Below are 23,337 nucleotides of genomic sequence, written 5' to 3'. Positions count from 1 at the left end.
AGTTGAGCTGTTGTCACGATCACCGTCTTGTCGCCTGTCGGATCCGGTATGCAGCCGGGCGAAGCGGCGGCGCCGGTTGCCTGTCGCCGGATGCGCCGATGGCGATCACGTCCGCGACGAAATCCCGGTAGTTCCGGGCGGCATCGAAACCGGCCTCGATCGTCTGGCGCGCATGCGCGCGCCGGGCATCGCGTCCGTCCGCGAACGCCACCCGCTCCATCGCTTCGGCGATTTCCTGCACGTCGGGGCAGGGCCCCAGCAGCGCGCCGCAGCGATCGGATACCAGGCTGGAAATGCCGCCCACGTCGGGGGCGACGGCCGGCACCCCCGCGCTCATGGCTTCCATGATGGAAACCGGAACACCTTCGGATTCGCTGGCGTTGATCAGCATGTCCACCGGGGTATCAAGGTAATACACCTTGACGGCATGGTTGGGCAGTTCGCCGAGGAAAGCGCAGACAATGTTTTTCAGGCCGTTCAACTGCGCCTTCGCCAGCGCCGTGATCTCTTCCAGCAACGGGCCGCCGCCGATATGCGTCCAGGTCAGGCTGATCTCCGGGTGACGGCGGCCAAGCAGGGCAACGGCTCCCACGATCTTGTCCAGCCGTTTCACCCGCAGGCAGAAGGAAACCGACACCACATGCAGGTGCCCCGTCGCGCTCGGGCGCGCAAGCCCATCGGCCAGCGGCACGCCCAGTGGTGCGATGCGGACGTTCCCCGGCGCTGCGCCGTAGGTCTGCTGCAGGTAGGCGCGTGCCTCGCTCGACAGTGCGAAGATCGCGTCGTAGGCGGCAATGAACTGGCGCTTCAGCGGCATGTAGCCGTCCCTGCGGCGCGCTTCGTACAGATCGAAACCGTGCACGCGGGAGACGACCCTGCGCACCGCGCCTGCATCCCTGGCAAGCACGGCTGCGTAGGCCTGCGTTTCGTTCCAGTAGCAATAGGCCACGTCTGCCGGACCGTGCGCCCGGGCGTATCGCCGCAGCTGCGCCGCCTGCTCCAGCACCTTGGACGTATGCAGCAGAGCTCGTGCGACGGTGTGCGGGCTCGTCTTCCGCGACCGGTGCAGGTAACCCAGCTCGCGTCGCAAGATCGCGGAGCACAGCGCCAGCAGCATGAACCACAGCCGCCCGAGTTTCGTGGAGCGCGCCATGCCAAGATCGATCGAGATGCCGGCAGGTATCGGGCGCGGCGTCCCCGCCGCGAGCGCGGGCAGCAACGTCACGCTGACGCCGGCGCACGTGGCCCAATAGCCGATCTCGTCCTCGATGAACTGCTCACCGGGAAGATAGGGGTAGGCGTTGGTCAGGATGACGATCTTCATGGCCGCGCAACCATGTCCGCCACGACGATGTCGGTCACGCTGCTCTGGTAGACCGTGTGGTCCACCTTGAAGGGAATGCTGATCTTGAAGCGACCGGCCGTGGCAAGGCTTGCCGTCAGCACCCGCCGCCAGTTCGCGGTGACTTCTTCCATCGTCAGCATCGGCGGGTGCGCCGTGACCAGCGCGTTGTATTGCTCCCAGTAGAGATGGTCGTGGAAGACGCTGTATTCGGCGCTGATGACGGCGATCGTCATGTCGACGCTGTCGGCCAGGCTCAGCTCCGACATGCATATCGCGGGCACGTCTTCGCGTATCACGTAGTACAGGCAGGACAGCGGCGCCGAAGCGGGATCCACATGGCGATACAACCGGTCGGGCGACATCTTGCGTCGCACCTTGGCGGAATTCATGCGGTTCTTGATATTGAAATGGATGCGGTCGATCCATCCGCGGCCCGCGAGAACTTCCTTCTTCATCGCAGGGCTGCTGCAGTTGTAGCCGTAGATCTTCGGCCAAGCCATGTTGCCGGTGACCTGGGCGGCGTCGGACACGACGACGATGTCGTCGCTGACGAAACCGACATCCTCGCGATTCCTCAGCGCAAGCACGAGCGAAGACTTGCCGACCCCGCTGGTGCCGGCGAGCAGGCAGGCTTTTCCGCCTATCGTCACGGACGCGGCGTGGATCAGCGCCACATCCTTGAAGAAATAGGATGAGGGCGCGAGCACGAACTCATGCAACATCTGCTCGAAGTCCTCGACCTTGCGCGAGTACTCCATCGACAGCAGGTTGTGCAGCATGCGCCGGATGCCGTGCCGCGCCTTGATGACGACGTCCACCTCCAGGGACTCGCCGTCGTCGCGTTTCCAGTAGACGTCGACCGCGGGGAACGAGGTCAGCATCCCGTGCGCGAATGTCTCGTGGGCCTTCGGGTTGATCGCGAAGGGCTTGTGCGCGGGCATGGTCTTGCCGATGCGGATGTTTACGTCGGGCCTCCGGCTGCCGGCGTCCGCGTACAGATTTAGGGTTTCCGCGAGCAGAATTTCCAGGTCCGCATCGCCGGAAAACGCATAGCATTTGCCGAAGATGATTTTCTTCATGCGTGCCGATTCCGCCTTTTCCGCGACCACGGTTTGCGTTTGCTCGTCCGGAAAGCTGCCACTGATATCGCCAGGCTCGAGCGGGGGCGCGGGTGGGGTGAACGCTGCATGCATGTCACAGCTCCTTGATGACTCGCGCAGGGACGCCGGCAATCACCCGGTTGTCCGGTACCGATCGCGTGACCACGGAATTGGCGCCGACGATCACGTTGTTGCCCAGCGTGACGCCTTCACGGATATAGACGTTGTCGCCGATCCAGCAGTCGTCGCCGATGACGATGTCGCGCTCCAGATGGATGATCGGGCCCGCTGCGTTGTTGGTCGGCTTGCCCAGCGAATGGGTGATCGCCTTGATCGACACGTTGTAGCCGATGGCGCAGCTGCGGCCGATGACGACCCTGGAATGCGGTCCGCACGAGAGATGCGCCTGGTTGAGATAACTCATCTCGCCGACCAGGAAATTTTGCTTGGGGCCGATCAGTTTCGAGCCCAGGCCGATCGTGGCGCGCGGCGATATGCCGCCGTACCCGCGCATCCGTCGGGCGTGGCTCCTGCGCTGGGCCCAATCGACCGAGCCGCTTATCAACCTGGCAAGGAGATCGAGCATGTCCGGACCTGTTTCATCGATGCCGCGACGAGCTTTCCCACGACCAGGTTTGCCTGCGGTTCCGTCAGATACGGGTGCATGGGCAAGCTGAGCACCCGTGCGGCCACGTCGTCGCCCACCGGCAGGCGCGCGCCGGCGTCCGCGACCGCCGGTTGTCTGTTGATCGGAATCGGGTAATGCACCGCGGTGGGAACGCCCGCGTCCTTCAGTTGCGCCTGCAGTGATTCGCGTTCGTCCACGCAGATGGTGTATTGGGCGTAGACGCTGGAGTTGTGCGGCTCGACATGGGGCGGAGCGGCGATGCCGGCTCGCGCGATCAGCGCATCGTAATGGGCTGCGACCTGTTGCCGCATGCCGATTTCGTCTTCGAATACTTCCAGCTTGGCCAGCAGGATGGCCGCTTGCAGCGTATCCAGCCGGCTGTTCACGCCGACGCGGATGTGGTGGTAGCGGCGATCCTGGCCGTGACGCGCGATCTGCCGCATCACTAGGGCAAGTCGGTCGTCGTTGGTGAAAAGTGCGCCGCCGTCGCCGTAGCAACCCAACGGCTTGCTGGGGAAGAAGCTGGTGCAGGCGACGGTGCTCAGGTTGCACGAATGACGACCTTTGTAGAGCGCGCCGAAACTCTGCGCGGCGTCTTCGATCACCGGGATGCCATGCTTGTTCGCGATCGTGTTGATGGCGTCGAAATCCGCGCACTGCCCGTAAAGCGAAACGGGAATGATCGCGCGCGTCCGCGGGGTGATCGCCGCTTCGAGCCCGGTTGGATCGAGGTTGTAGGTACGCGGGTCGATGTCCACGTAGACCGGCCGCGCGCCCAGCAGCGCAACCGTCTCCGCGGTGGCGATGTAGGTGAAGCCGGGCATGATGACCTCATCGCCGGCGCCGACGCCCAACGCCATCTGCGCGATCTGCAACGCGTCCGTTCCGTTTGCGCAGCTGATGCAGTGCCTGGCGCCCACGAAGGCGGCAAGTTTCACTTCCAGTTCGGTCACTTCCGGCCCGAGGATGTACTGGCCATGTGCCAGCACGCGGGCGATGCCGGCATCGAGGCGATCCTTGATGCGGTCCTGCTGGGCCTTGAGGTCGATGAAGTCGATCACGCGGCGGGCTCCTCCTTGTGCAGCACCCGCCCTCTCAGCACATAACGTGCGCCGGTGTGCGCGCAGATGGCTTCGCCACGTCCGTCCGGCGGCAGGGGGAGCTGCTCGCCGAACTCGCTCATCCACCCGACTTGCCGTGCCGGCACGCCTACCATCAGGGCATACGCGGGCACGTTCCGGTTGACGACCGCTCCGGCGCCTACAAAGGCGAACTCGCCGATGGTGATGCCGCAGACGATGGTGCAGTTCGCACCCAGCGTGGCGCCCCGTTTGACCAGGGTGTCGCGGTATTCGTCCTTGCGCCCGATGAGCGAGCGTGGGTTGTAGACATTGGTGAAGACCATGCTCGGACCGCAGAAGACGCCTTCCTCGAGCGTCACGTTGTCGTATACCGACACGTTGTTCTGGATCTTGCAGTGGTCTCCGATAACTACCTTGTTGCCGACGAATACGTTCTGGCCGAGCGAGACGTCCCTGCCGATGCGGGCGCCGCCGCAGACGTGCACGAAATGCCATACGCGGCAGCCCGCGCCGATCCGGGCGCCTTCGTCGACGATGGCAGAAGGGTGCTGGTAGTGGTCCATGCTGTTCGCTCTTCAGGCTCGCCGTTGCAGAGAAGGGTGGCCGTCGTTCGCCGCGGAAACGATGCCGCTGGTGCGGATCGTCGACACGGTTTCGATGGCGACGCGGTTTTCATCGAGGCCGAAACCACGGCCTGCAAGGATTTCTTCGTAGCTGCGGTTATGCAGGTCCGCAAAGCCGCCAGAGAACTCGATCTCCTCGCCGTCCACCGTGATCGATCGATAGGTGCGTTGCCCGCTTTCGCGCACCGGAATGGGCACGTCTTCGACGTCCACCGACAGGAACCAGCGCACGCGGGCGTTTTCGTATTCCAGGTAGCCCGCCGCCTTCGTGTCGCTGCGCAGGTGCACGACGTTGGCCTGCAACGCGCCGAAGATGTAGTGCAGCATGTCGAAGAAGTGCACGCCGATGTTGGTGGCTATGCCGCCGGACTTCTTCTGATCGCCTTTCCAGCTTTGCAGATACCAGTGGCCGCGCGAGGTGACGTAGGCAAGGTCCACTTCGTGCTTGGTGTCGCGTCGTCCATGCCGGACCCGGTTGCGCAGGGCGATGATCGCCGGGTGCAGGCGCAATTGCAGGATCGTATTGACGCGCTTGCCGGTCTCTCGCTCAATTTCCCGCAGACCATCGATGTTCCACGGATTGAGTACCAGCGGCTTCTCGCAGATCGCATGTGCGCCGGAACGCAAGGCGAAGCGCATGTGCGAGTCATGCAGGTAATTCGGCGAACAGATGGAGACGTAATCGATCTGGCCGCCATCGCCGGCGCGCCGGCGCAGATCGACGTGCCTGTCGAAGCGTTCGAACTCGGTGAAGAAATCGGCATCGGGGAAGTGGCTGTCGATGACGCCGACCGAATCGTTCGGATCGAAGGCGGCCAGTAGCCGGTTGCCGGTGGCCTTGATGGCCTGCATGTGGCGGGGAGCGATGTAGCCGGCTGCACCGATAAGGGCGAAGTTCTTCGACGGAGTGGTCATGAAAACGGGTCCTGGGGCTGCGCGGTCTCTGCCGGCCCATGTGCGATGGATGCTTCTGTCCACGGGCGGCGGGTTTGCGGCGGTCGCCATGCGCAGTTGCAGCGCGCCCGACCCTGTGTCGCTGTGCGCCTGCGCGGCTGGCCGTACCTGACATCGGTTGTCGTCGCTTCGAGGCGGGCTTTTCTCATGCGGTCGCCTTGCCGACGCCGTAGTAGGCGTAGGAGTAGTAGCCGCTGCTGCGCTTCTCCACGGCGTTGAAGATGGCGCCCCGGAGGTGGATGTTGTTCTGCTCGAAGCGTTGCCGTGCCAAGGCGACTTCGCGCACCTGGTTGAGCCCGAAGCGCACCACCATCAGGGCGGTGCCTGCATGGTGGCCGATGATGGCCGCATCGGTCACCGCCAGGATCGGCGGAGTGTCGATGATGACTAGGTCGTACACCTTCTTCACGTGGTCGAGCAGCGTGGAGAAACGGGAGTTCATCAACAGCTCGGAAGGGTTCGGCGGAATCTTGCCGCGGCCGATGAAGTGCAGGTGCGAGGACGGAGCGACCGGTTGTATTGCCGCTTCCAGGTCGGTCTGGCCCGAGATCAATTCGGAAAGGCCGACCCCGGCCTGGCAGCCCACGATTCTGTGCAGCGACCCCATGCGCATGTCGCCGTCGATCAGCAACACGCGCTGGTTGCCCTGGGCGACCAGGGTGGCGAGGTTGGCGGAGACGAACGTCTTGCCGACATCCGGACTGGAACCGGTGATCATCAGCACGTTGTTTTTCGCCTCAAGGCGGGCGAAATGCAGGCTGGTGCGCAAGCTCCGCAAGGCCTCGGTGGCCATGTCAGCCGGCGCGTCCATGACCAGCAGGCGTTGCTTGCCGTATCCGCGGACGCGCTTGTCGTGCAATGCCTGCTCCCGCAGGCTGACCGGGATGGAGGCATACACGGGCAGGCCGATGTTTTCGATGACGGCCGGATCTTCGATGCCACGGTTGAGCGCCTGCCGTATGAAGACGCACAAGAGCGCCACGAAGCCACCGAGGAACGCGCTGCCGAGCACCACGATGGTCTTCTTCGGCCATATCGGCTGTGTGACGTCCACCGCCGCGCTGTCGATGATCCGTACATTGCCGACCGTGCCCGCGCGGGCGATGTCGAGTTGCTGGGCCTGGTTGAGCAGGCCGGTGTAGGTGTCGTTGCTCACCTGCACATCGCGGGTCAGTTTCAACAGCTCCTGCTGGGTATTCGGCAGGTTGCCGACCTGCTTGTCTATCCCGCCTTTCTGCGCCTCCAGCTGGCCTATCTGTTTCATCAGGGCCTTGTAGGCCGGATGCTCGGGTGTGTACTGGCGCTGCATGTCCGCCTGCTGCAGGCGCAACTGCTGGATGTTGGTCTGGATGGAGACCTCCTGGTCCAGCAGGCTTTGGGTTTGCATGCTGATGTCGACCGAGCGAGCGCGGAGCTGGTATGCGTTAAGCGCCGCTGTGGCCGTTTCAAGCTGACTGCGGACCTTGGGGAGCTGCTCACGCACGAACTCCAGGCTGTTCGCCGCCTCCGCGGAATTGCGATCCACGTCCTGGCGCACGTAGAGCTCGCCCACCTCCCGCAGCACATTCGCCGCCAACACCGGATCGGTGTTGGCGTAGGTCATGTCGAGGATGCCCGAATCCTTGCTCTCTTCGTTGACCTTGATGGCCTTGCGAAGCCGGTTGGTCACCGTCAGCCGGCGATGGCGGAACACGCGGAAGTGGGTGCCTTCATTGGCAACCAGGGTCTTGACCTGGATGGTTATGCCCTGGCCAGTGGAGGATTCCCCCGTATGGCCAGTGACCAGAAGGTTTCCCTTCTCGTCGACCAGGATGTAGCCGCCGTTCTCGCCTGCGATCAGGGTCAGCGGCTTGTCCAGGAGATTGTCGGGTACGTCCAGTTGGAAAATGTCCAGCTTCGAGCCGCCCCAGTCGTAGCCGGTCATTCCGAACCAGGGCGTCGCCACCTTGCCGGCATTGTGCGAGGCGTAGAGGTGGGCGATGAAATTGCCGAACAGGGGAAAGCGTTCCGGGCTGCTTTCGACCGCGAGCTTGAGCTTGTCGACCACTGCGCCGACCACCATGCGCGAAGTGATCAAGGCCGATTGGGTGCTTGCTTCGGGATCTTCCGCCCCCAGCGTCTGGCTGAGTGCGCTCAAGCCGGGCAGATCCGGAACCTTCTGTTCCACCTGCGCTGTCGACGTGGCTTGATAGATCGGTGTTGCAACTACAGCATAGATGATGCCGAGTACGACAAAAATCACGGTAATGCGGCAGATAAGCCACTTGTTGTCGCGAAGCGTGCCAAGCAATTCGCTCAGATCGATTTCGTTATCGCGTTGCAGAGGGGCCAGGGTGCCGGTCATATGGATTACCATCTCGTGACATGAGAACAGGGATCACAGATAAAGCTGCCAGCTATCCACTCCTTTTGTGATCATTTCGTGTACGTATTCGAATGCAATGCGCTCTTGGCGATAAGGGTCGGGTATATCGTTTTCATTCAACCATTTATCTAGCAGATAAACCTTGCCGCGAATTTCGGGGGCAAGTTGGATCATCGCTGCGACATGACTCTTTTCCATGCCAAGCACCAAATCAGCCTCGTGCAGCATGGCGGGTGTCAACTGGCGGGCACGATGCAACGTGCCGTCAATGCCGCTTTCGGCGAGCAATTGCAGGGAAGTCGCATCCATGGGTCTTCCGGCAGGCGCATAGAGCCCCGCGCTGCTGAATGCAACGTGGCGTGATCTCGTGCGCTGTCGAAACAGGTATTCTGCCGTGGGACTGCGGCAAACATTACCCATGCAGACAATCAATATCCGCTCAAACACAGCGCCGTCATACTCCCGAATCCTAAGTCAGCGTCGATCCAAGGATGCTAGAAATGGCGGTACGGCCTCCTGTCAAATTTCAGGAAAACCCACAATATTGTGTGAGTTTCGTGGCCCTGTTTTGAATGTAAATCGCGAGTCTCAAAAAGAGACCGAAAAGCGGCGACACGCAGGGTGTATGCCTGCTTATTATTCGCATCCGTCGTCACACGAATATGTCGACGTGTCGAACGGATTCCGGAGTTCGTTTGTCGTCATTGAACGAAATAAGAGCATCGATCATTGCACGTCCGGATTGCTTGTCAGTGAACAGCAGCCAAATGATCCGGCCGGTTGCGTTGAATCAGTTGCGGGCACTGAATTGGCGCCTGCATCGCGTGTACAGCGGCATGAATGCGGAACTTCACGTCATGCGTTCTGGATCGTAGAGACCGTGGATCGAACCTTGTCTGAATCTATGGTCGGGAATCCGGTCGATCGATGCGTGCGCATCGGGCCGTCCGCGGGACGGCGACAGGGATCCACCTTCGCGAGGCGCGAGCTTGGCAACACATGCAATGCGTGGGCCATCTCTCGATGGCCGTCAGGCTTTGGAGTCGTGCCGCGGCTGAGGCCTTCACAACTTCGAAAGGCTATGGCTCGCAGCGGCAACGGCAACCGTCCCATGCTGCGTCAGTTTGCCGGGGTGCTACACGGTCAGCGTGTGAGTGCTGGGACGCAGCGGCCAACCGCCCTTGTCAACGGTGGCGGGTGCCCTTTGGATCTTTGGGGTTCACCGGTGCTTGGCCAGTGTGTTCGGGATCGCGCGCGAAGCGTTTTGTCGATTGGAACTTCGTTGCGTGCTCTACGACGGAACCGATCTTCTTGCTGGAATACACGGAGTGGATGGCTGCGACCGTCAGAACCGGAGGCGATTTGCTCATTGGGGCGACTCGTGGCGAGAGGGATACGGCGACCATACTCCTTAATCGTTGGTCGCGTGGGAAAGGGTGTGCGGCGGCATGCCTTCAGCGCCTCCACTGGGTCTCGACGTGCGGGAGCTGCTCCGTGACCGGATCGCGGCTGGCGGGCTCGCAGCACAGCGCGTTGCGGGAGAATCGAGTCGGGCGCTTTACTTCGGAGCCTCGGTGGAAGCCGGATCCTGCGCTACCGCTTCAATGAATTCCTTGGCCGGCATCGGTTCGCCAAGCATGAAGCCTTGCAGGCTGTCGCAACCGATGCGGGTGAGGAACGCTTTCTGCGCGGCGGTTTCAACGCCTTCGGCGACAATCTTGAGGTTGAGCGTCTGCCCCAGCGCGACGATGGCCGACACGATGGCGGCGTCCTCGGTGCCGATGGCAAGGTCGCGCACGAAGCCCTTGTCTATCTTCAGTTCGGTGGCCGGCAGACGTTTCAGGTAGAGCAGGCTGGAGTAGCCGGTGCCGAAGTCGTCGATGGAGATGTTCACCCCCATGTCCTTCAGCTGCTGCAGCGTCGCCAGGCTTGCCTCGACATCGGACATGGCGGTGGACTCGGTGATTTCCAGCGTCAGAAAGCGCGGGGCGAGCGCATGGCGCGCCAGCGTGCCGCGCACCAGCTCGATAAGTCCATCGTGGCCGAACTGCACTGCCGACAGGTTCACCGCAATCGTCCATTGCGGATGCCCGGCGTCATGCCACGCGCGCATTTGCCGACATGCTTCGTCGAGCACCCATTCACCAATCGGCACGATCAGGCCGGTTTTCTCCGCGATGGGAATGAAGTGGCCGGGCAGGATCATCCCGAGCGTGGGATGCGACCATCGCAGCAAGGCCTCTGCGCCGATGACGGGACCGTTCGGCGCGTCGAATTTCGGCTGATAGTGCAGCGTCAGTTCACCGCGTGCCGAGGCTACGCGCAGTTCCCGCGCGATCTGCATCTGTTCGTGCGCATCGGAGTTCATCGAGGTTTCGAAAAAAGCATAGCCTTTTTGTCCCGACGCCTTCGCGTGGTACATCGCCGCGTCGGCATTGGTCATCAGCTCCTGCTGGGTGGCGCCGTCGCCAGGGTAGAGGACGATGCCGATGCTGGAAGTCACATGCAGCTCGTGCTTGGCGATGAAGATGGGCTCGCCGATCGCCTTCATTAGGGTCTCGGCGATACGGGCAGCATCCGTCGGTTCTTCGATACGGGCCAGCAATACGAATTCGTCGCCGCCGATGCGGGCGACGGTATCCTCGTTGCCCACGTTGGCGCGTATGCGCTGGGCAACTTCGACCAGCAGCATGTCGCCGGAGCGATGTCCAAACACGTCGTTGACGGCCTTGAAGCCGTCGAGGTCCAGGAACATGAGCGCGAAACGGCTCTTGTCGCGATCGGCGATCAGGATTTCATGTTCGAGGCGATCGTGCAGCAACACGCGGTTCGGCAACTTGGTCTGGCTGTCGTGCAGGGCGAGATAGGTGAGTTCCTCGTTCGCCTCGGCGAGCGAGCTGACCAGCACGGCCGTGCGCGACTCCATGCGCACGTCGAACGCGGAGACGGTGAGCGTCGCCGCCAGTACTGCCAGGGTGACGACGATGACGACGACGGCCAGCCAGTTCGTGTTCACGCCATGATGTGCTGCCCCGCAGATGCTGCCCAGCGGGAATTGCGCGGCGCTCATGCCGGTGTAATGCATGCCGACGATGGCGAGGCCCATGACGACGGCCGCGCCGAGCCGTTTCCGCCATACGTGCGATGAGTCCTTGCGCAATTGGAAGGCGATCCACAGCGCTGCACCCGCTGCCATGATGGCGATCGCCACCGACAGGGCGAACAGCCACGCGTCGTACTGGATGCCCGGGCTCATGCGCATCGCTGCCATGCCCGTGTAATGCATGCCGGCAATGGCCGGCCCCATCAGCAGGGCGCCGCCGACCAGGTGCGTCCAAGGCAGCGTTTGCCGGCAAACCAGCCACAAGGCGAATGCGGAAGAGGCAATGGCGATCAGCAACGACAGCAGGGTGATCAGCGGGTCATAGCCCAGCGGAATCGGCAGGCTGAAAGCCAGCATGCCGACGAAATGCATCGACCAGATGCCCAATCCCATCGCGCAGGCGCCAGCAAACAGCCACCAGCGCGCGCCGGAGTCACGTGCCGTGGTGATGCGGCCGGCCATGCCCAGTGCCGTGTAGGAGGCGAAGATCGCCACGAGCAGGGAACACACGACGAGCAACGGGTTGTACGAACTGGCCAGCATTCAACGAACCCTTGAGTCCTTAGGCCTTGCATGTCGCACGAAGGTGGCCTGATCGTAGCGTGGCTTTGCAAGGTTTGGGCGTCGGGTTTCTATCGGCCTGCAGGCCCGGATCTTGACCGCACAAGGCTTTGACGCTACCTGGAGCCGCGCGTTTGCGGCTCGTGACCGCCTGTGGGCGGCGGATCCCGCAAATTCGCGACGAAGAAACTTGCGCCAGGATTCATTCACCGGTAATCGACTAGTCGCATGCTGGCCGCTCCATTCCAAAGCGGAGAACGTCATGGGAATCCTCGATACCTTGGGTGAAGTTGCCGGTGCCGTGGCGGCAGTCGAAGGCGCCGAGAAGCTCGATCCGAATGCGGGCCTGCTGACGAAGGGCATTGCGGCCATCGCCGGATTCAAGGGCGCCGGTGCGCTGGAAGAAATGGTAGGCAAGAAGGAAGACGAGGCGGATGCCGCGCCGGCTGACGACAGCCAGTCCTGAGTTCCGTTCACGCTGACGGGGCCGCCTATCGGGTGGCCCCGCTTTTCGCGCCGTCAACCGGTGGTGGTGTGCTGCGCACAGGTTTTGGCGCGTGCTTGCAACAGTTCGCGTTCGCGGGCGTTGCGGGTGAGCGCCGCGGCATGTTCGAACTCCGTGCGGGCCTCACCGTGGCGATCGAGCTTCTGCAGCAGATCGCCGCGCACTGCCGGCAACAGGTGATAGTTCGCCAGTGCCGGTTCGTCGCGTAGCGTATCGACCAGCGCAAGGCCTGCTGCTGGCCCGCTGGCCATCGCCACGGCCACTGCGCGGTTGAGTTCCACCACGGGCGATGGCGTGACGCCGGCCAGTGTGGCGTACAGCGCCGCGATGCGGTGCCAGTCGGTTTGCTCCGCGGTATTGGCGCGGGCGTGGCAAGCGGCGATTGCTGCCTGCAGGGTGTACGGCTCTTCGTGGTCGCCCAGCCGTTGCGCGCGATCCAGCGCGGCTAGGCCACGCTGGATCAGCAGCCGATCCCAGCGCGCGCGGTTCTGTTCCAGCAACAGGATCGGCGTTCCGTCCGGTGCGCTGCGCGCATGCGTACGCGAGGCCTGCAGTTCCATCAGTGCGAGCAGGCCGAACACGGAGGCCTGCTGCGGCATCAGTCCGGCGAGGATGCGGCCCAGCCGCAGGGCTTCCTCGCACAGCGCGGGCCGCATCCAGTCGTCGCCGGCGGTGGCGGTGTAGCCCTCATTGAAGATCAGGTAGATCACGCCCAGCACCGCGTCCAGGCGTTCGGCGAGCTCTTCGCCACGCGGAACCTCGAACGGCACCTGTTTCTCGGCCAGCGTGCGCTTCGCGCGCACGATGCGCTGGGCGATGGTGGGCTCCGGCTGCAGGAAGGCGCGGGCGATCTCGGGCGTGCTGAGGCCGCCCAGCAGGCGCAGGGTGAGCGCCACGCGCGAATCGGCAGGCAGCGCGGGATGGCAGGCGGTGAAGATCAGCCGCAGCAGGTCGTCGCCGATATCGTCGTCCAGCATGGCGTCGAAGCGGGGCATAGCATCGGCCTGTTCGGCCTCCAGTTCGCGGGCGATTTCCTCGTGCTTGCGCTCCATCAGCTGATGACGGCGCAGGCGGTCGATCGCGCGGTGTTTCGCCGTGGTCATCAACCACGCGCCGGGATTGTCCGGCACGCCGGTCTGCGGCCATTGTTCCAGCGCAGTCACCAACGCGTCCTGCGCCAGTTCCTCCGCCAGGCCCACGTCGCGCAGCATGCGGGTGAGGCCGGCGATGATGCGCGCCGATTCGATGCGCCAGATGGCTTCGATGCTGCGGGGGATGTCGGTCGCCGTCATGGCGACCGATCAGACCATCATCGCTCCGTGGGAGCAAGGCATCATGCAGCGGGCGGGCAGTTGATCATCCACGGCACGCCGTAGCGGTCCACCAGCGAGCCGAAGCGCGCGGCCCAGAAGGTCTGCTGGATCGGCATCTGCACCGTGCCACCTTCGGCCAGCGCGTGGAAAATCCGCTCGGCCTGTTCCGGCGAGTCGAGCTGGATCGACACCGAGCAGCCCTTGATCGGCGTATAGGGACATTGCGGCGCCATCGCGTCCGAGGCCATCAGCACCTGGTCGCCGACTTCCAGCCGCACGTGCATCATCTTGTCGCGCATCTCCGCAGGCATGGGCATTTCAGGCGGCGCGTCGCCATAGCGTGCCCGCATGGTGACCTTGCCGCCGAAGCAGCTGGCATAGAAATCGAAGGCGGCCTCGGCATTGCCGTCGTAGTTGAGGTAGGCGACGAATTGCATGGCGGTACTCCTTGCAGGGCGGGGTTTATGGGCGGTTGCCGATCTGCGCGCGCAGGTTTGCTTCCTGCTCGCGCAAGGCATCCGTGAACTTGTCGCCGAAGTCTTCGGCCTCGAATACCGGGCGGATCTCGACTTCGGCGCCGGTGTCGAACGGCGCGCGTTTCAGCCATTCGATGGCTTCGGCCATCGACTTCACCTGCCATAGCCAGAAGCCGGCGATCAGTTCCTTGGATTCGGTGAACGGGCCATCGATCACGGTGCGTTGTGCGCCGTCGAAACGCACGCGGGCGCCGCGCGAACTGGGATGCAGGCCTTCTCCGGCCAGCATCACGCCTGCCTTCACCAATTCTTCGTTGAATTGGCCCATCGCGGCGAGCCGATCGGTGCTCGGCATCAGGCCGGCCTCGGTGTCTTTGGTCGCCTTCACGATCACTATGCAGCGCATCGGTTCGCCTCCTGTGGCCGGGATGAATCCGCCTTCAAAGGTGCGACGAACGGCGGGGTGCCGGATCGACACCTTGCACGAAGTTTTTTTGCGATGCCCGCAAGCCGAACAGGCAGAACGCGGTCAGGACGCCCGATTGTGCGAGCGCATCGTGCGCTGTTTTTCGATCTGCCAGTCGCGCTGCTTCTCGGTGTCGCGCTTGTCGTGTTCCTGCTTGCCGCGGGCCAGGCCGACTTCCACCTTCACCTTGCCGTTCTTCCAGTACATCGCGGTGGGCACCAGCGTGTAGCCCTTGCGCTCCACTGCGCCGATCAACTGGTCGATCTCCTTGCGGTGCAGGAGCAGCTTGCGCGTGCGGCGGTCTTCGGCGATGACGTGGGTGGAAGCGCTGATCAGGGGGGGGATCGAGGCGCCGACCAGGAAGATTTCGCCCTTAATGACGATGGCATAGCCGTCGCCGAAGTTGATCCGACCCGCGCGCAGCGCTTTCAGCTCCCAGCCTTGCAGGGCGATGCCGGCCTCATAGCGCTGGTCGATGTGGTACTCGAACCGCGCGCGCTTGTTGAGCGCGATGGTGCCCGTGCCCTTGGTGGTGTCCTTGTCCTTGCTCTTGGCCATGTCCGCTAAACTTCGGGCCTCTGGGCGGCCGCATTGCCTGCGTGCCTTTCAGGGGCAGCGCTTCTTTTAGAAGTGCATCCATGGATGGATGCCCGTTTGATCTTCGCATTCACGGAAGAATGCAGTAACCACCGAATGCGCCCATAGATGGGCGCTCGTTTGATTCTCGCATTCAAGCATGAATGCACCAGGATAGAGGCTACCGTGATCGAGATACGCCGCAGCGCGCTGGTACGCCATTCCCCGGAACAGATGTTCGATCTGGTCGATGGTGTGGAAGCATACCCAAAGCGTTTCCCGTGGTGCTCGGCATCCGCGGTGGTCGAGCGCAGCGACAATGTACTGGTGGCGCGCCTCGACCTGCATTTCATGGGCTTGCGGCACAGCTTCACCACCCGCAACACTGCCGAGCGGCCGCATCGCATCGACATCCATCTGGTCGACGGCCCGTTCCGTTCGCTGGACGGTCACTGGAGTTTCACCGCGCTGGGAGACGACGGCTGCAAGGTGGCGCTGGCGCTAGATTTCGAATACGCCGGCATCGGCGGCAGCGTGCTCAAGCTGGGTTTCCAGGGACTCGCCAACCGCATGGTGGACGATTTCTGCGTTGCCGCGGACCACCTGCATGGCTGAGCCGACCATAACGGTGGAAGTAGTGCATGCCTGCGCGCAGCACATACGGCGCAGCCGCGTTTCGTTGCCGGATGGAAGCACTGCTATGCAGGCAGTCGTGGCGGCAGGTTTTTTGCCGTCGCTTCCTGCCGAGGTGGCGGAGCCGCTGCGATTGGGCATCTTCTCGTGCAGGATAGACGCCGATCATGTGCTACGCGACGGCGACCGGGTGGAAATTTACCGGCCGCTGACCCTTGACCCCATGGCCTCGCGCCGGCGCCGTGCCGGCCAAGGCTGACGCAGGCGCTACCCGCAGTTTAGTTGTTGCTGCTGCCGGAGTCGTTGCCGGAGTCCGAACCGCCGCCGGAATCCTTGCTGTCCTTGCCGCTGGTGTCCTTGTCGCCCTTGGTGTCGTTGACCGGGTAATCGACGTTGTACTTCTTGCTTTCCTTGAGCAGGTTTTTGTTGTTTTCGAGGTAAGGGCTGCCCTCGATGCGCGCCAGGATGTCGTCATTGAAGTACAGGGTCATGGTACTGACCTGCATCGGGCCGCCGCGGTGCGAATAGGTGGACACGTAGTCCCAGCGGCTCTGGTTGAACGGGGAGGCGACCGAAGGCGTGCCGACCAACAGCATCACCTGGCGCTTGGTCAGGCCGGGCTTGAGCTGATCCACCGCCTTCTGGTCGATGGTCTTGTCGAGCAGGTTGCCCTGGCGCACGTCCTGCGTGTAGACCAGGTGGCAGCCGGAAACGGCAAGCGCCAACAACGCGACAACCGGCAGGGTGATCAGCTTTTGCATGCGTGAAACGTCCAGATCGTGGAAGAGCGGATGATACACTACCGGTTCGGCATCGCCGCGCCGGCGTGAGGTGGCAAACGATGGAACAGGAAACTCAGGAACTGCGTCGGGTCGGTCTCAAAGTGACCCATCCGCGCATGCGCATTCTGCAGATCTTCGACGAGGAGGAGGGCAACCACCTCACTGCCGAGGACGTCTACAAGAAGCTGCTCGCCCATCAGGAAGACATCGGCCTGGCGACGGTGTACCGCGTGCTGACCCAGTTCGAGGCAGCCGGCATTGTCGTCAAGCACAACTTCGAAGGCGGGCAGGCCGTCTACGAACTCGATCGCGGCAAGCACCATGACCACATGATCGATGTGGACAGCGGAAAGGTGATCGAGTTCGTCAGCGAAGAGATCGAGCGTCTGCAACGCGAGGTCGCGGCGCGCCATGGTTATGTGATCGAGGATCACAGCCTAGTGCTGTACGTTCGTCCCAAGAGCCGCGGTACGCGCAAGGGCTGATCACCGCCATCCGGGCATCCGGGCATTTCTTGGGCACAAAAAAATCGCGAGGGAGGACTCCTGTCCACCTCGCGATTGCCTCGTACCTTCTGGGTTTCGGCATGGCGAGTTGCTCGTCCAGGCCTGTGTCCAAGGTAACGACCAGACGGCCTCCTGCCGTCTCTCCGGAGTCACCGTCCCCACGAGGACTCCGGTACGCCATCTCACGATGGCGGCTCCCCCACATCGATGGATCGATGCTAACGAAGCCTTCACGTCCTGTGTATCGGAAAAATTCCTAGACAGGCCGAAATGTGACGGGCAAGTCGTTATTGCTGCGCAGCAATACGCGCAGATGCACGCCGCGCGGTGCCGGGCGCAACTGGAACAGGCCTCCCAGCGAGGTGACACGGTCGCGCATGCCTTGCAGGCCGCGGCCACCTCGTGGCGGCCGCTCGGGCAATCCGATGCCGTCGTCGCGCAAGTCGAGTAGGGCGAGTATCGCGCCGTGGCGTTCGCCGATGCGCAGGCGCAGGCGGAATTCGCTGGCCCTGGCGTGCTTCACTGCATTGGTGGCGCTTTCCTGCGCCAGTCGATAGATCGCGGTGCGGGTGTCGTCGTCGAGCAGGCGCGGGTCGCCATGCAGGTCGGTGACATAGTGGATGCCCGCAGCCTTCAGCAGGTCGCGGATCGGACCTTCGTCCAGCGCGCGCAGCAGGCCGAACTCGTCCAGCACTGCAGGACGCAGGTCGTCCAGCAAGCGATGCAGGGCGCGACGCATGTGCGCGAGGATGCTGTTGATCGAGGTGCCGATATCTTCCAGTCCGGCCTGTTGCAGGCGCGCCTGCACCAGTTTCACGTGGGTCTGGATCGCGGTGATGTTCTGGCCCAGCTCGTCGTGCAGCTCGGCGGCCATGTGGCGGCGCTGGTTTTCCTCCGCCTGCAGATTGCCGCGCGCAGCGGCTCGCAGTTGCCGCGCCAGTTGGTCCAGCCGTCGGTTGACTGCCGCCAGGTGGGTATTCTGCTCGGCTACCTGCAGCTTGCTGCGACGCAGAGCATCCGTGGCTGAGCCCAGCATCAGCGTTCCGGTGCCGGCCACGGCCAGGAACAGATAGCCGGCCGCCGAAGGGGCGTGGCCGAGGCGCTGATCCAGCACCGTCATCCCGAAACTGGAGATGGTGATGGCCAGACTGGCGCCGCGCCAGCCATGGCGGAATGCAAAGAACAGCACGGGGGCCAGCGATAGCGCACGGGCGAACTGCGGTTGCGACGTGGCCTGTTCGGAAAGCAGCAGCAGGATGGCCATGGCCGGCAGCATCACCTGCAGGCCGTCCAGGGCCAATTCCGCCAACGCATGGCGGCTGGGAGGGGCGCGCAGCAGCAGCACCATCACCGGCACCATCAGCAGCACGCCCAGATAGCCGCCCAGCAATTCGTTGCCCAACATGTGGATCAGCGCGTCTTCGGCCGCGGCCGTGTGGATCACCGTGAGCAGGCCGATGTCCACCGCCGTGGTGGCGAGCACCACGAGCATCGCGGCCAGCAGCAGGCGGGCCGTTTCCTGTGGGTTGTGCAGGCTGGTGCCGGCATGCGGATTCAGCCTGCGCAGCAGCCACAGGCTGGCCGCGGTTACCAGCGGTTCGGGCAGGTCGCCGAGGAAAAAGCCGCTCCAGCCCATCGGCAGTCCATCGTGCATGCTCATGCCGGCCGAGGCGATCAGTTCGGCGCCCAGCAGCCAGCCCCAGCGACGCACGGGCAGCAGCAACAACGCGCCGAAGCGCAAACCGTAGGGCAGTGCCCAATAGGGTTGCTCCGTCGGCCACAGCAGCAGCCACAGCAGGACGTAGATCGCCCCCAGCAGCGGGCCGGAGTGCAGTGGGCGGAAGGGTTTCAGGCGCATCCGCGGATGGTACACGGGCGTTTGGCAGTGCCGGCGCAGACCGGCGCCGGTCCATATACAGTAGGGCCATGTACAGCATTGTCCTGGTCGACGACCACGCCATCGTGCGTGAAGGTTTCAAGCGGCTGATCGGGCTGGAGCCCGATCTCCAGGTGGTGGGTGAGTGCCGCTGCGCAGACGACGCGGTGGAGGCAGTGGCGCAGCACCGGCCCGACCTGGTGGCGCTGGACCTGTCGTTGCCCGACGGCAGCGGCCTTCCCTTGATCGAACACCTGGGCAGCGTGTCGCCCGGCACGCGCATCGTGGTGTTGAGCATGCACGATGGCGAACCCTACGTGTCCGAAGCCTTGCGCCGCGGTGCCAGCGGCTACGTAACCAAGGGCGTGGCGCCGGAGGAACTGGTGGCGGGCCTGCGCGCGGTGATGCAGGGCGAGCAGTTCCTGAGTTCCGACCTGCGCCAGCGCCGTGCGGAGCAGCCGGAATCCGCGCTCGATCCGCTGCATCGCCTGACCACCCGCGAACACGAGGTGTTCCTGCTGCTGGCCTGCGGGCGCACGCCCAAGCAGGTGGCGGCCGAGCTGGGCATTGGCCAGAAGACTGTCTACATCCACCGCGCCAGCGTGATGGGCAAGCTCAATGCCGGTTCGGAACTGGAGTTGTATCGCATGGCCAGCGAGCGTGGGCTGCTGCCCGCCAGCGGTTAGAGCCTGCTAAGCGTTTCCCGGCGGCTAGCGTCACGAGTTTCGTGCTCTCAGGCCTGCGCGCGTTCCAGCATCTGCTTCGCGTGAGCCCGCGTTTCGCGGGTGATCTCCACCCCGCCCAGCATGCGGGCCAGTTCGTCGCGTCGGCCATCGGCGCCCAGCCGCTGGATCTGCGTACGGGTGTGGCCGTCGTCGCTGTGTTTGCTCACGAACAGGTGCGCGTGGCCCTGCGCGGCGACCTGGGGCAGGTGAGTGACACACAACACCTGGCGCTGGCCACCCAGTGCACGCAGCTTCTGGCCCACCACCTCGGCCACTGCGCCGCCAATGCCGCTGTCCACTTCGTCGAACACCATGGTGCCCACGCTGTCGTTGCCCAGCGTGGCGACTTCGATGGCGAGGCTGATGCGTGCCAGTTCACCGCCGGAAGCCACCTTGCGCAGCGCCCGCGGCGGCTGTCCGGGATTGGTGCTGACCAGCAGTTCGCAGCGTTCGCGGCCTTGCGGGTCGGGCTCCTCGCCTTCGACAGGTTCCAGTTCAACCACGAGCACGCCGCCGGCCATGCCCAGCTCAGCCATCAATGCGCCGACTTCCTTGCCCAGCTTGTCTGCCGCTTTGCGACGTGACTTGCTTAGCTTGTCTGCTGCCTGCACGTAGTCAGTGCGGGCGCGCTCCCGCTGGACGGCGAGTTGTTCCAGTGCTTCGCCGGCGCCTTCCAGCTCGGCCAGTTCGGTGCGCAACGCCGTGGCCTTGTCGTGCAATTCCGCGATGGGGAGGCGGTGACGGCGGCCGAGTTCATGCAGACGGGCGAGGTGAGCGTCGACTTCGGCGAAGCGCTCGGGGTCGAGATCGACGTCCTGCGCGTAGCGGCCCAGCGTGTCGGCGGCTTCGCCCAACTGGATCATGGCGTTGTCCAGCAGCTCCAGCGCGGGATTCAGCGCTTCGTCCAGCGTGGCCAGCCTGCCCAGCTCGGCATGGGCGCGACCCAGGGCGCGGCGCAGCGCGAATTCGCTGTCGCCGTCCAGCAGCTCGACCACGCCGGCGGCGCCTTCGGCAAGCCGACCGGCGTTGGCTAGGCGCTTGTGGCTGGCTTCGAGTTCGGCCAGCTCGGCGGACGGTAGCGTCCATTGCTCCAGTTCGGCCAGCTCGTGGCGCAACAGTTCCAGCCGCTGTTCGCGATCCGCGCCACCGCTGAGGCGACGGATACGCGCACCCAGGTCGCGCCATTGCGTGGCCAGCTCGCGCACCTGGCCGGCCAGCGAGCCGTGGCCGGCGCAGGCGTCGAGCAGGGCGAGCTGGTGCGCGCGCGAAAGCAGGGCCTGATGCTCGTGCTGGCCATGGATTTCCACCAGCAGGGTGGCGAGTTCGGAAAGCTGGCCGGCGCTGGCGGGACGGCCGTTGATCCATGCGCGCGAGCTGCCTTCGGCGCGGATCACCCGCCGCAACTGGCAGGCTTCGCCATCGTCCAGCTCTTCCTGCGCCAGCCATGCGCGGGCCTCGGGCAGGGCGGCAAGATCGAATTCGGCGGACAGTTCCGCGCGGTCGCTGCCGGCGCGCACCATCCCGCTGTCGGCGCGGGCGCCGGCGAGCAGCAGCAGCGCATCCACCAGCAGCGACTTGCCGGCGCCGGTTTCGCCGCTGACCACGGTGAGGCCGGCGCCGAAATCGACTTCGGCCTGTTCAACGACGGCGAATTGGCGGACATGGAGCGAGATGAGCATGGCGGGCTGACGGCAGTCCGTATGGGATCGGGCGATTGTAATAGGAGCCTGCGCGGCAGATGCCGCAAGGGCCGCAAAGACCGCCGCGCGATCCATCTTTCCGCCACGTTCCTGGTGAACTGTCGAAAAGCGAGGCTCGCGCAGCAGCCCTTTCGCCACAGACGGCTTCGGCCCCGCAGGCTCCATGCCTCCCGCTACAATGCCGCGGCGCTTGCATGACAGGCGCGCAGACCCTATCTCTTGGTCGTCTCACCGATTGCTACTGCGCATGTCCCGTCTCCACTCCCATGAACTCGATGCACGCACCCGGCGCCTGCTGCGCAGCCTGATCGCGCAGTATCTGGTCGATGGCGAGCCGGTGGGGTCGCGCACGCTGTCGCGATCGTCGGGTCTGGACGTGAGCCCGGCGACCATCCGCAACATCATGGCCGACCTCGAGGAGGCTGGCCTGGTCGCCTCGCCGCATACTTCGGCGGGGCGTATTCCCACGCCGCGCGGCCTGCGCCTGTTCGTGGACAGCCTGATCGAATTGCAGCCGTTGCCGCACGAGGAAATGGCTCGCCTGCAGCGTGAATTGCCGCCGGGGCAGACCACCACACGCGACCTGTTGGGCAATGCCTCGGCCCTGTTGTCGGCGATGACCCGTTTCGCCGGCGTGGTGACCGTACCGCGACAGGTGGATTTCCCGCTGCGCCACCTCGATTTCGTGCCGCTGCCGGACGCACGGGTGCTGGTGATCCTGGTGTTTTCCGACAACCAGGTGCAGAACCGCGTGGTGCAATTGGCCAAACCGTTGGAGGGTCGCGAGCTGGAGCAGGCGGCGAACTACATCAATACCCATTTCGTCGGCCTGCGCGTGGACGATATCCGCGCCCACCTGCTGGCCGAACTGCGTGCCGCAGGCAGCGAGCTGAACCGGCTGGTGGCGAATGCCACCGAGCTGGCCACGGCCTCGTTCGCGCCACACGCCGACGGCGACGACGTGCTGGTCAGCGGGCAGACCAACCTGATGGCTTGCGCCGAGCTGGCCGACCTGCAACGACTGCGCGAGCTGTTCGAAGCGTTCCAGCAGAAGAACGGGCTGCTGCAGTTGATGGAGTCGTGCGCGCGGGCGCCCGGCGTGCGGCTGTTCATCGGCGAGGAATCCGGTTTCGCCGCGCTCGACGGTTGCAGCGTGGTTACCGCCAGCTATGGCACGCCGGGGCGGGTGCTGGGCGCGGTGGGCGTGATCGGCCCCACGCGCATGGCCTATGAGCGGGTGATCCCGGTGGTGCAGGCCACCGCCGGGCTGCTCAGCGATGCCTTGAATCGAGCCGCGACGGCCTCATAAGTCGCCACGGGAGCGGGTTTGCCCGCATTTTTTGGATGGGTCGGCGCAGATGGCCGGCCACGGACGAGGTTTGGAGTCACTCATGCAGAACAACGACCAGCACCCGGCACCGGACGCCGATGCCGTCAGCGCGGCGAACAGTGCCGACGTGGAAGCGCTAAAGGCTCGCGTGGCCGAACTGGAGGCGGAAAAGATCGAGCAGCGCGAGTCCGTGCTGCGGGAGAAGGCCGAACTGGAAAACCAGCGCCGCCGTCTGCACCGCGATCTGGAACAGGCCCGCCGCTTCGCCAACGAGAAGCTGCTGAACGAGCTGCTGCCGGTATTCGATGGCCTGGAAGGCGGCCTGGCGGTGGAAACCGCCGATGTGGCGGCGATGCGCCAGGGTCTCGGCCTCACCCTGAAGTCCCTGCTCAAGGTGGGCGAGAACCATGGCCTGGCACAGGTCGATCCGCTGGGTCAGCCGCTCGACCCCGAACGCCACCATGCAGTGAGCATGGTCGAGTCGCCTGGCGCGGAGGCCGGCACCGTGGTCAGCGTGCTGCAGAAGGGCTATGTGTTGAACGATCGCCTGCTGCGCCCCGCCCTGGTGGCCGTGGCGAAGGACTGAACAACGCGTCACCGGACGCGACACATCCGGAGCTCCGTCGGTATTGATTCGCCGTACGCGGGCCCCATCTGGAAAACCATTGCGCGGCCATGGGGCCGCATA

At 64.1% G+C, this 23,337-nt stretch carries 23 protein-coding genes; 7 read left to right on the top strand and 16 right to left on the bottom strand.

Features of this window, described 5'->3' with window-relative positions:
- Positions 1-19: 19 nt before the first annotated feature.
- From ISP25_RS02380 to ISP25_RS02340, 9 genes are all read right to left on the bottom strand, one after another.
- Positions 20-1,324 carry a glycosyltransferase gene (locus ISP25_RS02380; protein ID WP_404612038.1) on the bottom strand — a complete coding sequence of 435 codons (1,305 nt, stop codon included), beginning with the start codon at positions 1,322-1,324 and terminating at the stop codon, positions 20-22.
- The gene (locus ISP25_RS02375) at positions 1,321-2,538 is read right to left on the bottom strand and encodes a hypothetical protein (RefSeq protein WP_404612036.1); all 1,218 of its coding nucleotides are present in this window, start codon (positions 2,536-2,538) and stop codon (positions 1,321-1,323) included. Before ISP25_RS02375 ends, ISP25_RS02380 begins: the two co-directional genes overlap by 4 nt.
- Position 2,539: 1 nt before the next feature.
- Positions 2,540-3,031, bottom strand: a complete 492-nt coding sequence (locus ISP25_RS02370; protein WP_192157156.1) for an acyltransferase — start codon at positions 3,029-3,031, stop codon at positions 2,540-2,542.
- Positions 3,007-4,134, bottom strand: a complete 1,128-nt coding sequence (locus tag ISP25_RS02365; protein ID WP_404612034.1) for a DegT/DnrJ/EryC1/StrS family aminotransferase — start codon at positions 4,132-4,134, stop codon at positions 3,007-3,009. The genes ISP25_RS02370 and ISP25_RS02365 overlap by 25 nt, the downstream gene beginning before the upstream one ends.
- Positions 4,131-4,718 (bottom strand): UDP-2-acetamido-3-amino-2,3-dideoxy-D-glucuronate N-acetyltransferase, encoded by a 588-nt coding sequence (wbpD, locus tag ISP25_RS02360; RefSeq protein ID WP_404612032.1) that lies wholly within the window; start codon positions 4,716-4,718, stop codon positions 4,131-4,133. The genes ISP25_RS02365 and wbpD overlap by 4 nt, the downstream gene beginning before the upstream one ends.
- Positions 4,719-4,730: 12 nt before the next feature.
- Positions 4,731-5,693 carry a Gfo/Idh/MocA family protein gene (locus ISP25_RS02355; RefSeq protein WP_404612030.1) on the bottom strand — a complete coding sequence of 321 codons (963 nt, stop codon included), beginning with the start codon at positions 5,691-5,693 and terminating at the stop codon, positions 4,731-4,733.
- A gap of 184 nt (positions 5,694-5,877) precedes the next feature.
- The gene (locus ISP25_RS02350) at positions 5,878-8,076 is read right to left on the bottom strand and encodes a polysaccharide biosynthesis tyrosine autokinase (protein ID WP_192157161.1); all 2,199 of its coding nucleotides are present in this window, start codon (positions 8,074-8,076) and stop codon (positions 5,878-5,880) included.
- A 33-nt stretch (positions 8,077-8,109) separates the two neighbouring features.
- On the bottom strand, positions 8,110-8,544 hold the full coding sequence (locus ISP25_RS02345; protein WP_192157162.1) for an arsenate reductase/protein-tyrosine-phosphatase family protein: 435 nt from the start codon (positions 8,542-8,544) through the stop codon (positions 8,110-8,112).
- Positions 8,545-9,655: 1,111 nt separating this feature from the next.
- Positions 9,656-11,740 (bottom strand): putative bifunctional diguanylate cyclase/phosphodiesterase, encoded by a 2,085-nt coding sequence (locus ISP25_RS02340; protein ID WP_404612090.1) that lies wholly within the window; start codon positions 11,738-11,740, stop codon positions 9,656-9,658.
- 283 nt (positions 11,741-12,023) lie between these two features.
- On the opposite strand from ISP25_RS02340, the gene ISP25_RS02335 reads away from it, so the two are divergent.
- Positions 12,024-12,227: a hypothetical protein gene (locus ISP25_RS02335; protein ID WP_192157165.1), complete on the top strand. Its 204-nt coding sequence runs from the start codon at positions 12,024-12,026 to the stop codon at positions 12,225-12,227.
- Positions 12,228-12,280: 53 nt separating this feature from the next.
- Here the strand turns inward: ISP25_RS02335 and ISP25_RS02330 are convergent, their stop codons facing one another.
- From ISP25_RS02330 to smpB, 4 genes are all read right to left on the bottom strand, one after another.
- Positions 12,281-13,558 (bottom strand): RNA polymerase sigma factor, encoded by a 1,278-nt coding sequence (locus ISP25_RS02330; protein ID WP_404612027.1) that lies wholly within the window; start codon positions 13,556-13,558, stop codon positions 12,281-12,283.
- Positions 13,559-13,599: 41 nt separating this feature from the next.
- Entirely contained in the window at positions 13,600-14,016 is a 417-nt protein-coding gene (locus ISP25_RS02325; RefSeq protein WP_404612025.1) for a VOC family protein, read from the bottom strand.
- A 25-nt stretch (positions 14,017-14,041) separates the two neighbouring features.
- Positions 14,042-14,461, bottom strand: a complete 420-nt coding sequence (locus ISP25_RS02320; RefSeq protein ID WP_404612023.1) for a YciI family protein — start codon at positions 14,459-14,461, stop codon at positions 14,042-14,044.
- A 123-nt stretch (positions 14,462-14,584) separates the two neighbouring features.
- The gene (gene smpB, locus ISP25_RS02315) at positions 14,585-15,079 is read right to left on the bottom strand and encodes an SsrA-binding protein SmpB (RefSeq protein ID WP_192106547.1); all 495 of its coding nucleotides are present in this window, start codon (positions 15,077-15,079) and stop codon (positions 14,585-14,587) included.
- Between the two features lie 204 nt (positions 15,080-15,283).
- Here smpB and ISP25_RS02310 point away from each other — a divergent pair, with 204 nt between their 5' ends.
- Entirely contained in the window at positions 15,284-15,712 is a 429-nt protein-coding gene (locus ISP25_RS02310) for an SRPBCC family protein (RefSeq protein WP_192157174.1), read from the top strand.
- Positions 15,705-15,989 carry an RnfH family protein gene (locus ISP25_RS02305; RefSeq protein ID WP_404612020.1) on the top strand — a complete coding sequence of 95 codons (285 nt, stop codon included), beginning with the start codon at positions 15,705-15,707 and terminating at the stop codon, positions 15,987-15,989. The genes ISP25_RS02310 and ISP25_RS02305 overlap by 8 nt, the downstream gene beginning before the upstream one ends.
- Positions 15,990-16,008: 19 nt before the next feature.
- On the opposite strand, the gene ISP25_RS02300 is transcribed toward ISP25_RS02305, so the two are convergent.
- Positions 16,009-16,491 carry an outer membrane protein assembly factor BamE gene (locus tag ISP25_RS02300; RefSeq protein WP_192157178.1) on the bottom strand — a complete coding sequence of 161 codons (483 nt, stop codon included), beginning with the start codon at positions 16,489-16,491 and terminating at the stop codon, positions 16,009-16,011.
- Between the two features lie 80 nt (positions 16,492-16,571).
- Here ISP25_RS02300 and fur point away from each other — a divergent pair, with 80 nt between their 5' ends.
- Positions 16,572-16,997, top strand: a complete 426-nt coding sequence (gene fur, locus ISP25_RS02295; RefSeq protein WP_404612018.1) for a ferric iron uptake transcriptional regulator — start codon at positions 16,572-16,574, stop codon at positions 16,995-16,997.
- A 277-nt stretch (positions 16,998-17,274) separates the two neighbouring features.
- Here the strand turns inward: fur and ISP25_RS02290 are convergent, their stop codons facing one another.
- Positions 17,275-18,876 carry an MASE1 domain-containing sensor histidine kinase gene (locus ISP25_RS02290; RefSeq protein WP_404612016.1) on the bottom strand — a complete coding sequence of 534 codons (1,602 nt, stop codon included), beginning with the start codon at positions 18,874-18,876 and terminating at the stop codon, positions 17,275-17,277.
- Positions 18,877-18,944: 68 nt separating this feature from the next.
- Between ISP25_RS02290 and ISP25_RS02285 the strand changes: the two genes are divergently transcribed.
- A complete protein-coding gene (locus ISP25_RS02285) occupies positions 18,945-19,580 on the top strand; it encodes a response regulator transcription factor (RefSeq protein ID WP_192157185.1) in 636 nt (211 codons plus the stop codon).
- 47 nt (positions 19,581-19,627) lie between these two features.
- Here the strand turns inward: ISP25_RS02285 and recN are convergent, their stop codons facing one another.
- Positions 19,628-21,298, bottom strand: a complete 1,671-nt coding sequence (gene recN, locus ISP25_RS02280) for a DNA repair protein RecN (RefSeq protein ID WP_404612014.1) — start codon at positions 21,296-21,298, stop codon at positions 19,628-19,630.
- A gap of 268 nt (positions 21,299-21,566) precedes the next feature.
- Here recN and hrcA point away from each other — a divergent pair, with 268 nt between their 5' ends.
- Both hrcA and grpE read left to right on the top strand, forming a co-directional pair.
- A complete protein-coding gene (gene hrcA / locus ISP25_RS02275; RefSeq protein ID WP_192157189.1) occupies positions 21,567-22,628 on the top strand; it encodes a heat-inducible transcriptional repressor HrcA in 1,062 nt (353 codons plus the stop codon).
- An 82-nt stretch (positions 22,629-22,710) separates the two neighbouring features.
- Positions 22,711-23,235: a nucleotide exchange factor GrpE gene (grpE, locus tag ISP25_RS02270; protein WP_192157191.1), complete on the top strand. Its 525-nt coding sequence runs from the start codon at positions 22,711-22,713 to the stop codon at positions 23,233-23,235.
- The last annotated feature ends 102 nt before the right edge of the window (positions 23,236-23,337 follow it).

This window comes from Rhodanobacter hydrolyticus (assembly GCF_044904645.1).
This window is presented reverse-complemented; position numbering and strand designations above follow the sequence as displayed.